Annotated in this window: 12 protein-coding genes; 5 read left to right on the plus strand and 7 right to left on the minus strand. The window is 56.7% G+C overall.

Going from position 1 to position 11948, the window contains the following annotated elements:
* From btuD to selO, 5 genes are all read left to right on the plus strand, one after another.
* Entirely contained in the window at positions 1–747 is a 747-nt protein-coding gene (gene btuD / locus B9Y90_RS19380) for a vitamin B12 ABC transporter ATP-binding protein BtuD (RefSeq protein ID WP_085542228.1), read from the plus strand.
* Between the two features lie 76 nt (positions 748–823).
* The gene (locus B9Y90_RS19385) at positions 824–1285 is read left to right on the plus strand and encodes a C40 family peptidase (protein WP_039292396.1); all 462 of its coding nucleotides are present in this window, start codon (positions 824–826) and stop codon (positions 1283–1285) included.
* A 127-nt stretch (positions 1286–1412) separates the two neighbouring features.
* Positions 1413–2387 (plus strand): LacI family DNA-binding transcriptional regulator, encoded by a 975-nt coding sequence (locus B9Y90_RS19390; RefSeq protein ID WP_085542229.1) that lies wholly within the window; start codon positions 1413–1415, stop codon positions 2385–2387.
* A 168-nt stretch (positions 2388–2555) separates the two neighbouring features.
* On the plus strand, positions 2556–3287 hold the full coding sequence (locus B9Y90_RS19395) for an EAL domain-containing protein (RefSeq protein WP_085542230.1): 732 nt from the start codon (positions 2556–2558) through the stop codon (positions 3285–3287).
* 64 nt (positions 3288–3351) lie between these two features.
* Positions 3352–4797, plus strand: coding sequence for a protein adenylyltransferase SelO (gene selO, locus B9Y90_RS19400; RefSeq protein WP_085542231.1), 1446 nt, complete (start codon positions 3352–3354; stop codon positions 4795–4797).
* On the opposite strand, the gene B9Y90_RS19405 is transcribed toward selO, so the two are convergent.
* The 7 genes from B9Y90_RS19405 to aroH all read right to left on the minus strand — a co-directional run bounded on the left by B9Y90_RS19405 (position 4798) and on the right by aroH (position 11905).
* Positions 4798–5577: a heme ABC transporter ATP-binding protein gene (locus B9Y90_RS19405; RefSeq protein WP_085542232.1), complete on the minus strand. Its 780-nt coding sequence runs from the start codon at positions 5575–5577 to the stop codon at positions 4798–4800. It abuts the gene before it with no gap.
* On the minus strand, positions 5574–6533 hold the full coding sequence (locus tag B9Y90_RS19410) for a FecCD family ABC transporter permease (RefSeq protein WP_039296715.1): 960 nt from the start codon (positions 6531–6533) through the stop codon (positions 5574–5576). The genes B9Y90_RS19405 and B9Y90_RS19410 overlap by 4 nt, the downstream gene beginning before the upstream one ends.
* Before the next feature lie 35 nt (positions 6534–6568).
* A complete protein-coding gene (locus tag B9Y90_RS19415; RefSeq protein ID WP_085542233.1) occupies positions 6569–7384 on the minus strand; it encodes a heme/hemin ABC transporter substrate-binding protein in 816 nt (271 codons plus the stop codon).
* Positions 7381–8412 carry a hemin-degrading factor gene (locus tag B9Y90_RS19420; protein ID WP_085542234.1) on the minus strand — a complete coding sequence of 344 codons (1032 nt, stop codon included), beginning with the start codon at positions 8410–8412 and terminating at the stop codon, positions 7381–7383. The genes B9Y90_RS19415 and B9Y90_RS19420 overlap by 4 nt, the downstream gene beginning before the upstream one ends.
* An 11-nt stretch (positions 8413–8423) precedes the next feature.
* Positions 8424–10403, minus strand: a complete 1980-nt coding sequence (locus B9Y90_RS19425; protein ID WP_085542235.1) for a TonB-dependent hemoglobin/transferrin/lactoferrin family receptor — start codon at positions 10401–10403, stop codon at positions 8424–8426.
* 103 nt (positions 10404–10506) lie between these two features.
* Entirely contained in the window at positions 10507–10671 is a 165-nt protein-coding gene (gene hemP, locus B9Y90_RS19430) for a hemin uptake protein HemP (protein ID WP_039292411.1), read from the minus strand.
* Positions 10672–10858: 187 nt separating this feature from the next.
* Entirely contained in the window at positions 10859–11905 is a 1047-nt protein-coding gene (gene aroH / locus B9Y90_RS19435) for a 3-deoxy-7-phosphoheptulonate synthase AroH (protein ID WP_085542236.1), read from the minus strand.
* Between the last annotated feature and the right edge of the window lie 43 nt (positions 11906–11948).

Below are 11948 nucleotides of genomic sequence, written 5' to 3' on the forward strand. Positions count from 1 at the left end.
TTGTCCCTGCTGCAGCTGACAGGCGTCACCGTCGCGGGTCGGGTTGGGCCGATATCTGCGGCGGTGGAGCCCGGGGAACTTATCCATCTTGTCGGGCCAAACGGGGCAGGCAAGAGTACGCTGCTCACGCGGATGGCAGGATTAAGCGCCGGGCAAGGCAGCCTTTTGTTTAAACAGCAACCGCTTGACGGCTGGTTGCCTGCCGAGCTTTCCCGGCGTCGGGCCTGGCTAAACCAGCACCAGCTTCCTCCGTTTGCGATGCCTGTCTGGCATTACCTGCAACTGCATCAATCTTCGCCTGAATCCGAAGCGGCAATGCTGTGCCTGGCGGAGTCGCTTTGGCTCTCAGACAAACTGACCAGAGCGGTCAACCAGCTTTCCGGTGGTGAATGGCAGCGTGTTCGTCTTGCGGCCGTGCTGCTACAGGTTGATCCCTCGGTCAATCCAGAAGGGCAACTTTTGCTGTTGGATGAGCCGATGAATAGCCTCGATGTGGCCCAGCAGGCCGCGCTGGATCGTCTTCTGCACGCATTTTGTGAAGCCGGCATCGCGATAGTAATGAGCAGTCATGATTTGAACCACAGCCTGCGTCATGCCCACAAGGTATGGCTTCTGCGTGAAGGCAAAATGGTTGCTCAGGGTGCCAGGGATGAAGTGTTAACGCCGAAAAATTTAGAGGCTGCCTATCAAATGCCGTTTCGGTTATTGCGTGTCGAAGGGCACAGTATGCTGATAAGCCCGTTATAACATCGTGGAAAGCTTGCAATAATTCCGGGCGACAGGCTAAATTACTGGAAACAGTAAGACCGGGAGTTGTCTGAAAATGCGTTTGTGGCTTATTGCAGTGGCATGCATAGTGTTGGTGGGGTGTAGTCATAATGCCCCTCATCCGAACGCCAGGCTTTCCGATTCCATTACCGTTATCGCTCAGCTAAACGATCAGCTCCGCAGCTGGCATGGTACACCGTACACCTACGGCGGCATGAGTCGACGCGGCGTGGACTGCTCCGGCTTCGTGCTGATGACCTTCCGCGATAAGTTTGACCTGATGCTGCCGCGGATGACCAGCGAGCAGGCAGAAATCGGGACAAAAATTGACAAAGACGAGCTGCTACCGGGTGACCTTGTGTTCTTCAAAACCGGCTCGGGTGAAAGCGGCCTGCACGTTGGCATTTATGATACCGACAACACGTTCATTCACGCGTCCACCAGCCGCGGCGTAATGCGTTCCTCTCTGGATAACGTCTACTGGCGTAAAAAATTCTGGCAAGCCCGCCGTATATAGCCTTTTCTGATTTTACCTAAGTTGAAAAACCGTGACCGTTCCCGCAAATCTGCGGGCAACGTCAACGGTATTGGCAATATCAGGTAATATCGGGAGGCATTGTGCTTTTCCCGCTAAGGATTGTTTCATGGTCACCCTCGAAGATGTTGCTGCCCACGCCGGCGTCTCCCGCGCCACCGTATCCCGCGTGGTGAATGGCGACACTAAGGTTAAATCGCAAACCCGCATTAAAGTGGAGGCCGCGATTGCTGAACTTGGCTACTCCCCCAATCCTGCAGCCAGAGCGCTGGCGTCGAGCCAGAGCCATTCCATTGGTCTGGTGACCACGTCATACACCGGGGGTTTCTTCGGGGCGCTGATGGATACGGTGCAAAGCGAAGCGGAATCCAACGGGAAACAGCTTCTGGTGACGCAGGGGCGTGGCGTAGAAGAGAACGAGCGCAATGCTATTCAGCGACTCTACAACTTGCGCTGCGATGGGCTGATCCTCCATGTCCGTGCCATTGCCGACGAAACCCTGATTCAACTGGCGGAACGCGGTAACCGGTTTATCGTGCTCGACAGAGACGTGCCCGCATTAAGCTCACGCTGCGTGGTCTTCGATCATCGCCTGGCTAGCCACATGGCCACCCGCTATTTGCTGGATGCGGGCCATCTGGCAATAGCCTGCCTGCATGGCCCAACTCAGCGTGCCTCAAGTCTTTTACGGCGTCAGGGCTTTCTCGATGCCATGGAAGAGCAGGGGATTACTCCGGTTGCGGTGGTGGAAGGGGAGTACGATATGCCCAGCGGCTATCGGCAAACCTCGGCCTTGCTGGATGAATATAAAATCAGCGCCCTTTATTGTTGTAACGAAGAGATGGCCGTTGGGGCGATGCTGGCCATTACCGAGCGGGGGTTACGCATTCCTCTGGATATATCCCTTATTTGTTATGACAGTGGCGATCGCGCGGCATTTGTTCGCCCGGCGTTAACCAGCGTTTATTTCCCAATTGGTGATATGGCCCGCTACGCGACGCGTAAATTACTGAATGAGCAGTGTGAGAATGAATCTTTTTTACCTTGCATCATTGCTCGTGATTCCGTTCGGAATTTACGTTAAAAACTGGCTATGTACGGATATCCAGGATAAGCTAAAAGTTATTAAAACATAAAGCTTAAACGTTTCAGGGATGAGTGTGAAATTCACAGCGATAGCTGCTATCCGACTATTTTCGGATTGGCGCCGTATCTCTCTGCCGTCCAACCAGAAATCTACAGGGCTGGCAAAATGATTGTTTCACTTGATAGTGTTTATTGTTCTCACCTCTACTATCGCCCCGTCGTCAGGCCGGATGATAGCATTTTGGGCGTCGAAATCGTTGCAAACTTCGTGGGGGCCAGTGCGCCAGTTCGTATTCCAACCGAATTGTTAATTCCTCACCTTGCTCCGGAACAGCATCTCGAACTGTTTAGAGAAAAATTAACGCAAATAGAAGAACATCAGAATTTCTTTATCACCCGGCAACTTGTTGTCTGGGTTCATATTAATGAAACTATTATTGACGCGTTAATTAGCAATCAGGATTTATTTATCCGGCTAAAGGCTTTGCCGTTTATTGAATTAACGATCGGTGAAAGCTTTCCTGATTTAAATAGCGGTAAAACGAATTTAAGACTGGCCTGGCTGGCTGAACGTTTCTCGCTCGGTCTGGCTGACTTTGGTGCAGGCCATGCCACCACAAAATCTATTTTTGATGGCCTGTTTCGGCATGTGATTCTGGACCGTTTTTTTGTTCAGAAACAGCTTCCGGGTCGCACGTTCTCACCCTTTATGCTTGCCATTCTTGGGCAGGTTTCACCGTATTGTCAGGCTTTGCTGATTGCCGGGATAGACTCCGCCAGCGCACGGCGTAAAGTGCAGGGTTTGGGCTTTGCCGCTATGCAGGGTAAACTCTGGCCGCTGGTGCCGCCGGAGGAACTGGCCTCACTTTTCCCCCCTCATGAAGGTCTGGTTCACTAAAGCCCCTGCTGCTCGACCGTGTTTAAAATGCATTACTGGGGCTACACTGTCGGGCGGAGGAACCATGACCAATACTTTAGCTTTTCTGAATACCTGGCACGATGAGCTGCCGGGGTTCTACAGCGAATTAACCCCCACGCCGCTGAAAAATGCCCGGCTGCTTTATCACAGCCAGCCGCTGGCTGACGATCTGGGGATTAACGCCTCGTTTTTTGCCGCGTCGCAGCAGGGGATCTGGAGTGGCGAAACGCTACTGCCCGGCATGCAGCCACTCGCCCAGGTTTATAGCGGTCACCAGTTCGGCGTTTGGGCTGGGCAGTTGGGAGACGGGCGGGGTATTTTGCTGGGCGAGCAGCAACTGGCGGACGGACGCAAGGTTGACTGGCACCTCAAAGGTGCTGGCTTGACGCCATACTCACGCATGGGCGATGGCCGGGCCGTGCTGCGTTCCACGATTCGGGAATTTCTCGCCAGCGAAGCCATGCATGCTTTAGGCATCCCGACGACGCGAGCATTAACGATAGTCACCAGCGATACGCCGGTACAGCGTGAAACGGTTGAGCAGGGGGCAATGCTGCTGCGGGTGTCCGAAAGCCATCTGCGTTTCGGGCATTTTGAGCATTTCTACTATCGCCGCGAGCCGGAAAAAGTCCAGCAGCTTGCCGATTACGCCATTCGTCACCACTGGCCGCATTTTCAGGGGCTTGAAGAACGCTATGAGTTGTGGTTCAGCGACGTGGTGGCGCGTACCGCTGCGCTAATTGCAAGCTGGCAAACGGCAGGCTTTGCCCACGGGGTAATGAACACCGACAACATGTCGATTCTTGGCCTGACCATGGACTACGGCCCGTACGGCTTCCTCGACGACTACCAGCCTGAGTTTATCTGCAACCATTCCGACTACCAGGGCCGGTATGCCTTCGACAATCAGCCCGCGGTGGGGTTCTGGAACCTGAAGCGCCTGGCGCAGACACTGTCTCCGTTTATCAGTGCCGACAAGCTGAACGCGATTCTGGACGGCTATCAGCCGGCCATCATGCGTGCTTTTGGCCAGCGGATGCGTGCCAAACTGGGACTGTTTACCGAACAGCAGGCCGATAACCAAATCCTGAGTGAACTCTTCGCCCTGATGAGCAAAGAAGGCAGCGATTACACGCGCACCTTCCGTATGCTGAGCGTGACGGAGCAGCTCAGCGCGGCGTCGCCGCTGCGGGATGAGTTTATCGACAGGGCAAGTTTTGATGCCTGGTTCGGGCGCTATCGTGAACGGCTTCAGGCGGAGCAGGTGAGTGACGCAGAACGCCAGCAGAAAATGCAGGCGGTGAACCCGGCGCTGGTGTTACGCAACTGGCTGGCGCAGCGGGCAATCGAAGCCGCGGAGCAGGGCGATACTCGTGAACTGGCGAAACTCCACGAGGCGCTGCTCCAGCCGTTCTCCGATCGTGAGGACGAAATGACGCAACGTCCACCGGACTGGGGAAAACGGCTGGAAGTCAGCTGCTCAAGCTGATCACTGGCGCAGGCCTACCTGAGGAACCGGGTGTTCCGGATGTCGGAACACCCGCAGATCGGCCTGGTACCAGCGCTGTAACGTTTGCTCTTCCAGCACTTCATCAGGCGTGCCGTTCGCCACCAGCCTGCCTTTATGCAACAGCACGATACGGTCAGCCCAGAGTGCCGCCAGATTTAAATCATGCAGCACCACGCACACCGACAGCGTTCCCTGCTGCGCCAGGCGGCGCAGCAGGCGAAGCACGTGTTGCTGGTGGTAGAGATCCAGCGCCGACGTAGGCTCATCCAGAAACAGCCAGCCGTGAGGTTGTCCGTCGCACCAGAGCTGCGCCAGCGCCCGGGCAAGCTGCACCCGCTGCTGCTCACCGCCGGATAAGCGGCAAAAATCTCTGCCGCTAAGATCTTCACACCCGGTCAGCGCCATGACTTCCGCCACGACGCTGGCCGTTGACGCCTGCGGCCAGGGTGCGCGACCCATGGCAATCACATCTTCTACCGTCCAGCTAAATGCCATGCTGCTTTGCTGGCGCATCACCGCGCGTTTGCGGGAAAGCGCTTCGTTGGACCACTGATTTAAATCCTGGCCCGCCAGGGCAACGTGCCCGCTGTCAGGCTGTTGAAACCCGGTTAACAGCCGCAACAGCGTGGATTTGCCCGCGCCGTTTGGGCCAATCAGCGCCACAACTTCACCCGGCTTCAGGCTGACATTGACGTTATCAATCAGATAACGGTGGCCCAGCTTCAGTGAAATATCGTGCGTGGACAGAACTTCATTCATCTCGCGCTCTCCTTGCTGCGAAAGATCATCGCCAGGAACCAGGGGCCGCCTATCAGGCTGGTCAACAGGCCCACCGGCATTTCTGCTGGCGCGACAATCGTTCGCGCCAGCGTATCGGCTACTAACAGCAACATGGCACCGGCCAGCACGGAGCCGGGCACCAGCCAGCGATGATCGGATCCAAGCCACATGCGCACCAGATGCGGAACCACCAGACCAACGAAGCCGATAACGCCGCTGATGGCCACCGCAGCGGCAACCAACAAGGCGCTCAGGATTAGCAAATGCCGCTGCGTTGTTTTGACATCCACGCCCAGGTAATGTGCCTCTTCATCGCCAAGCTGGAGCAGGTTCAGGCGCTTTGAAAGCAGCCAGATGCCCACGCTTGCGGGAAGAATAAGCGACGCGGTGGCAAGCAGTGTTGACCATTGTGCCTGGCCTAGGCTACCCATTCCCCATAAAGAGAGCTGGCGCAGTTGAGCGTCATTGCTTATCCACGACAGCACGCCAACCGCCGCGCCGCACAGCGCATTGATGGCGATGCCCACCAGCAGCAGACGAGACAAACTGTTGGTGCCTTTCCTGCTAAGCAGGAAAATCGCCAGCGTCACCGCCAGGCTGCCGACAAACGCCGCCAGCATAGGGACATAAAGCGCCAAAACCGCCGGCAGAGCCAGCGGCATGACAATCGACAGACCCACCGCCAGCGCGGCCCCGCTGCTGATCCCAAGCAGACCCGGGTCGGCAAGCGGGTTACGGAACAACCCCTGCATCACGCAGCCCGACAGCGCCAGAGCGCCGCCGATCAGCGCCGCCAGCAGCACCCGTGGCAAGCGGATGTTAAGCCAGATGTCGCGCAACGCCTCGTCATGCGTCTGCCACAGCACGGCCACGGACAGCCGCATGGCGCCGAGATTAGCGGCAATAAGCGCCATTGCCAGCAGAACCAGCCCCATCAGACACAGGGCATGGTGAGGCAGAGGTCGGCGTATCACGGCAGTTGCTCCGCTTTTTTGCGCAGGGCGAGGATCGTTTGTGGGGTATCAATCCCAAAACCGAGTAGCGCCATGTCATCGACGACCATCAGCTGCTTATTTTTCCCGGCTGGCGTTTGTGCAAGCCCTGGTAACGCCCAGACGTTAGCTTCCCCGCCGAGGGTTTTCACCCCATCGGTGGTGACCAGGATCAGATCAGGTTTGCTGGCGATCACGCCTTCCTGGGACAGAGGCTGGTAGCGCTTGAAGCCCTGCATGGCATTGTCCAGCCCGGCGGCATGAATCGCAGCATCCGCAGCGGTTTCCTGCCCGGCAGCCATAGCGGTCATTCCGCCGTGGCTCATAATGAACAACACTTTTTTGCCCAAGGGTTTAGCCAGGATCGCCGCTAGCTGGTCGTGAAGCGTTTTGCGGAGTTTGTCGCCTTCGGCCGTTTTACCTAGCGCGGTAGCCACTGCGGCCACTTTGGCATCAATGCTCTCGAGAGTATTTTCCGCCGGGACGGTAACCACCTTCACTTTGCTGGCTTCTACTTGCTTCAGCGCCATGGAAGGCTGAGCCTGAGCGCTGGCGAGGACCAGCGTTGGGCGCATGGCGAGAATGCCCTCGGCATTAAGCTGGCGCAGGTAGCCCACATCCGGCAGTTTTTTCACGGCATCGGGATGGAGGCTCGTGCTATCACGAGCCACCACATCCTGACCCGCACCCAGAGCCCAGGCAATCTCGGTGACATCGCCACCGATGGTTACCACGCGCTCTGCCGCACCTGCCATTAATGGCAGGGCGAGGATGGCGAGTAGCAGGCGTTTCATGCCGCTAACCCTTTGCCGATCAGCGCTTCAATTTGCAGGCGCCACTGCTCTTGCTCAGGCTGGCCTTCAGTGCGCTGGCCGTACAGCTGGGCAATTTGCGTGCCGTCGGCGGCGAACAACTCAAGGCTGGTCACGTGGCCGTCGGCGGTTGGTTTGCGGGTTACCCAGCTTTCGGCGATGGTGTCGCCCATCAGGTGCAGGGTGAATTCCGGGTTGAAAACGTTGACCCAGTTTTCCATCGGCACCACTTTGCGGATTTCACCGGTGAAGATCTGCACGCAGCCGCGGTTGCCGACGAAAATCATGATCTCATTACCGTCTTCTTTCGCCTGGTTCAGTAACTGGGAAAGCGCTTCGTTGTCTACGCGACAGGCCAGATCGTCTTTCACCAGGCGGAAAGCCTGCTGACGAGTCAGCTGGTGGCGTTTCAGCAACTGGAAGAACTGGTGCACGTCGGTCATCGCGCGCCATTCAGCATCCACTTTGTCGGCTTCGACGGTTGGGGTCATCACCGCTTCTTCAGCGGCTTTGATCTCTAGCGCCGGGTTGTCGGTGTGGATGAAGCGGGTCAGGACTTCGCTCCAGGCTTCAACATGGGTGTTGTCGGTGGTGTACACCTTCAGCAGTGCGTCACCCTGATGGTCAAAGAATTGAATGCTTTGACGCTCACCGCGCGAAGTCTCTTCACGGACGTGGAACACGCTTGCCCACTGATTCAGGAACAAACGCAAATCCAGCGCGCGTGGGTTCAGCACCAGCCCGGCGTGGCCGTTCAGGTGCTGGTTCTCAAAGCGGCCTACCTGCTCGTGAACGGCATATTCGTTGCGGCAGATACACTTGGTTTCACCCACGGCTTCCAACGCGGCGAAGATCTCTTTCACATCGCCATTCAGGCGCCATGCGTCGTGTCCGACGCGGGCATGGGTCAGTTCCGCTTCACTGATTTGCATCAGTTTGGCGATATCCCGGGCATATTTCTTCGGGTGTTCTTGCTTAAGCTGGATCCAGCTGTCGTAACGCTGACTCATGAAAAACTCCTTTACCATTGATAGCTCACGAAAATTTTACCGTTACGGCCATCCTGCGGGAGACCCTGCGGTGACCAGTACTCTTTATCGAAGGCGTTGCCAAACACCAGCGTGGTGGTTAAACCCCGCAGCTGCTGCTGCCCTTTATAGCTGACATAAAAATCACTGACCGCGTAGCCCGGCTGCTGTGCATAGGAGCTGCTGATGTGGGTGGAACGCTCGGCGAAGGTGCCGACCCAGCCCACAGAGAAGCCGCTGTGTGACACAGGGATGTCCAGGGTGGTGGTGACGGTGTCCGGGTTCAGGCTGGAAATGTACTCGCCGGTATCTTCATCTTTACCGCGAGTGCGGTTATAGGCGGTATCCAGGCTGAACAGATCGGCGGTGTACTTCGCGGTTACGTCCCAGCCCCAAATTTTGGCTTTTGGCACGTTATAGGACATGGTGGTCGCTTTGGCGAAGTCCACGGTGGTAGAGATGTAATCTTTCGCTTTGGTATCGAAATAGCTGGCTTTGAATTCCAGGCCGTCGTTAGCCATCGCCAGATTGTCGAAGCGCAGACCGAAGCCGTATTCCTGCGTTTCATTGGTTTCCGGACGCAGGTTCGGGTTTGGTACCCAATAGTTGGTGTAACGAGTGCCGATAGAGAAGTGCTTGGAGTCGTTGTACATCTCGCCCATGGTCGGCGCACGGAACGCCTGCGCATAGGAACCAAACAGCATCAGCCAGTCGGTTGGCGTGACGGAAACCGCCCCGCGTGATGACCACTTGTCGGCATCCACGTCTTTATAGCCCTGGCTGCTGCCGCTGTAGTTGTCATAGCGCGTCCCGGCCAGGATAGAAATCGGCAGGTCGCGCAGGGTGATTTCATCCTGCAGCCAGCCGGAACCAAAGTTGATTTTCGCCTGTGGGAAGCCGGTCGTCAGGCCACCAGGAGCCTGCTCCTGACGGTAATATTCGCTGCCGTAGGTCAGCAAGTTGGCCGCGAAGCTGTCGTTAAACAGGCGGCTGCGGTTTTCGAGCTTGCCGCCTTTGGTCGTCTGTTTACGGAATTCACCGCCCTGGTTCGGGGTTTCGGCGTTGATACGAGCTTCAGACCAGTAGGCAGTTGCGGTGGCGTTCAGCCAGTCGTTATCCTGCGGGCCGAGGTGGTATTTCAGCTGCGCGTCACGCTGAATGGTGGAGCGATTGGTCATTGGGTTGCTGGAGGCTGAGGCATCCGGCGTCTGCGGGTTTTTCGGTTCCTGGGCATTATTATTGTAGTAACGCAGGGAGCCGGACAGCGACTGAGCCGAATCGATATACCAGGTGCCTTTGGTCAGCAGGTTGCCGATGTTTTCGTCATTCGGTGCGGTTTCGCCGTTGCTCTGGCGCAGATTACCGCGATCGCGGCTGGACCAGGCGACAACGCCGTCCAGGTTATCGGTACGGCCAAAGGCGCTGGCGCCCATGCCGATACTGTGGTCGCCGGTACCGCCGGTGCCGAAGACGCGGAAGCCGCTGTTTTGGCCGTCAAATAACAGATCGGCCGCATCGGCGGTTTCATAGGAAATAACGCCGCCCAGCGCGCCGCTGCCGTACAGCAGAGCTGCCGGGCCACGAACCACTTCAATACGTTTAATCAGCGCAGGATCGAGGAACGTGCTGTTCAGGTGGCCGGTGTCGGTGCCCTGACGAATGCCATCGACCAGAGTCAGCACGCCGCGGCGGTCGTAACCGCGCATATTGATGTCCTGGCCGTTGGTACGTCCGGTGCCGTCGATGGTGATCCCCGGTACTTTACGCAGCATGTCAGCGGCGGAAGTGGACGTCTGGCTCTCCGGTGAATTTGCGTCGATAACGCTCACCATCATCGGGGCTTCGAAAGTGCTGCGTTGGTTACCGGTGGCAACCACGGTCATTTGCTCGTCTTTCGCGAAAGCGGGCAGGGCGGTAAATACGGCTAACGTGAGTACAGACAGACGAAAACCTGCTGTGTTGGTGCAAGGCATAGCGCAACTCTCCTAAGGAATTTCGAAAGCGCTGGCTGCCTGGGGATGACCTGGGTGGCTGGCTAATTTCCCCTTTTTTGATTTGGGGAACGGTTTGTTTAATTTATTTGGTCAGGATCAGTTTCCCGGCCTGAGTCTGGCGTAACAGATATTGTTGCCCTTCATGGACGATAACAACGCGGCCTTCAACGCCGAGCAGCGCTTTGCTGTCCACCTGACGAGGCTCTGTCGCGGGCTGCGGGCGGGCGGGGGTGAATGGTTTGTCCATACGCTTCACTCTGTTTACAAATGACAATCAGTGTAACAATGAGAATCATTATCAGAAAAAGCCGAATCAGCAGCAAGCATTATTTGTAATAATTATGTGAATCAGGGAATTTCCTGGCGGGCGAGTTGTCGTGAGGCGTAATGCTATGATATCCGGCGGGTTATTCCGTTCCCGCCGGTAGCCTGAATTAGAAGCGTCGGTCAGTAGCCTGCGACAGCATAGCGACCAGCGTTTCCGTATCTTCCCAGTTAAGGCAAGGATCGGTGATCGACTGCCCGTAAGTCAGGGGCTGGCCGGCAACGATTTGCTGCGTCCCTTCTTTCAGGAAGCTTTCCGCCATGATCCCGGCAATTGCCCGAGAACCATTGCGAATTTGCGTGCAAACATCCTCGCAAACATCCAACTGGCGGCGGTGCTGCTTCTGGCAGTTTCCGTGGCTGAAATCAATCACCAGATGTTCAGGCAAGTCAAACGCGCTCAGCGTGTCGCAGGCGGCAGCAATGTCTTCCGCGTGGTAATTCGGCTGCTTGCCCCCGCGCATAATGATATGGCCGTAAGGGTTACCGCTGGTCTGGTAAATCGTCATCTGCCCTTGTTTATCTGGGGAGAGGAACATGTGGCTGGCACGCGCGGCGCGAATGGCGTCCACTGCTATGCGGGTATTGCCATCGGTGCCATTTTTAAAGCCGACCGGGCAGGAGAGTGCGGACGCCATTTCGCGGTGGATCTGGCTTTCGGTCGTGCGTGCGCCAATCGCGCCCCAGCTAATCAGGTCGGCGATATACTGCCCGGTCACCATATCCAGGAATTCTGTCGCGGTAGGGACACCCAGTTCGTTGACCTGCAGCAGCAGGCGGCGGGCCTGTTCGAGGCCATAGTTAATGCGGTAGCTGCCGTTCAGATCAGGATCGGAAATTAACCCTTTCCAGCCAACCACGGTGCGCGGTTTTTCGAAATAGGTGCGCATCACGATCTCAAGGCGATCCTGATGTTTTTCACGCAGCGTTTTGAGGCGGCGAGCATAGTCCATCGCGGCGTCAAGATCGTGGATCGAGCAAGGGCCGACGATCACCAGCAGGCGTTTGTCTTCGCCGGTCAGGATCTTTTCTATCCGGCGGCGGGCAGCGGTAACGTGCTGGGCAACCTCAGCGGAAACCGGGAAGCGCTCGGTTAACTCAGCCGGTGTCACCAGGCTGTCGATGCGCGCGGTTCGCAATTCATCTGTTTTGTTCATTGGGTGTCTCAGAAATTTTGTCTTCTCTGCGGCAGATTTACCG

It is taken from the genome of Cedecea sp. NFIX57 (genome assembly GCF_900177785.1).
Taxonomy (GTDB): domain Bacteria; phylum Pseudomonadota; class Gammaproteobacteria; order Enterobacterales; family Enterobacteriaceae; genus Cedecea; species Cedecea neteri_C.

Bases quoted from the DNA above. Each gene is read 5' to 3' on its own strand.
- B9Y90_RS19385 (WP_039292396.1), top strand. From the start codon at position 824: ATGCGTTTGTGGCTTATTGCAGTGGCATGCATAGTGTTGGTGGGGTGT.
- B9Y90_RS19390 (WP_085542229.1), top strand. From the start codon at position 1,413: ATGGTCACCCTCGAAGATGTTGCTGCCCACGCCGGCGTCTCCCGCGCC.
- B9Y90_RS19395 (WP_085542230.1), top strand. From the start codon at position 2,556: ATGATTGTTTCACTTGATAGTGTTTATTGTTCTCACCTCTACTATCGC.
- selO (WP_085542231.1), top strand. From the start codon at position 3,352: ATGACCAATACTTTAGCTTTTCTGAATACCTGGCACGATGAGCTGCCG.
- B9Y90_RS19405 (WP_085542232.1), bottom strand. From the start codon at position 5,577: ATGAATGAAGTTCTGTCCACGCACGATATTTCACTGAAGCTGGGCCAC.
- B9Y90_RS19410 (WP_039296715.1), bottom strand. From the start codon at position 6,533: ATGGGGCTGGTTCTGCTGGCAATGGCGCTTATTGCCGCTAATCTCGGC.
- B9Y90_RS19415 (WP_085542233.1), bottom strand. From the start codon at position 7,384: ATGAAACGCCTGCTACTCGCCATCCTCGCCCTGCCATTAATGGCAGGT.
- B9Y90_RS19420 (WP_085542234.1), bottom strand. From the start codon at position 8,412: ATGAGTCAGCGTTACGACAGCTGGATCCAGCTTAAGCAAGAACACCCG.
- B9Y90_RS19425 (WP_085542235.1), bottom strand. From the start codon at position 10,403: ATGCCTTGCACCAACACAGCAGGTTTTCGTCTGTCTGTACTCACGTTA.
- hemP (WP_039292411.1), bottom strand. From the start codon at position 10,671: ATGGACAAACCATTCACCCCCGCCCGCCCGCAGCCCGCGACAGAGCCT.
- aroH (WP_085542236.1), bottom strand. From the start codon at position 11,905: ATGAACAAAACAGATGAATTGCGAACCGCGCGCATCGACAGCCTGGTG.